Source organism: Escherichia sp. AM3 (assembly GCF_032029835.1).
In the GTDB taxonomy this organism is placed as follows: Bacteria; Pseudomonadota; Gammaproteobacteria; order Enterobacterales; family Enterobacteriaceae; genus Escherichia; species Escherichia coli.
On the sequence record NZ_JAVUPQ010000926.1, the window covers coordinates 1 to 278 of the forward strand.

The window sequence follows — 278 nt, forward strand, 5'->3', positions numbered from 1 at the left end:
GAACAGATCGGTGGCGACGCTGCGCACCATCTCGTTGGCTTGCGGATTGTTTTTCAGCACCGGGCTGCCGTTAATGTGTCGAATGGTGGCCGTCGCATTGAAACTTTCCGCCTGTGCAACGGCGATATCATGGATACGCTGTAGCACGGTTTGCCGCACGCTTTCATCCAGCGTGCGCACGGTAAGTTTCATCAATACTTTGTCGTTGATAATGTTAGGGGCGTGCCCGGCCTGAATGCTGCCTACGGTAACGACGGCTGGCTGGAAGGGGGTAATGT

1 protein-coding gene is annotated in these 278 nt (G+C 55.4%); it reads right to left on the reverse strand.

Annotated features, from left to right (window positions below; translation table 11 throughout):
* On the reverse strand, positions 1-278 hold a 278-nt coding region (locus tag RTW80_RS29095; RefSeq protein WP_312721585.1), incomplete at both ends, for a peptidase dimerization domain-containing protein.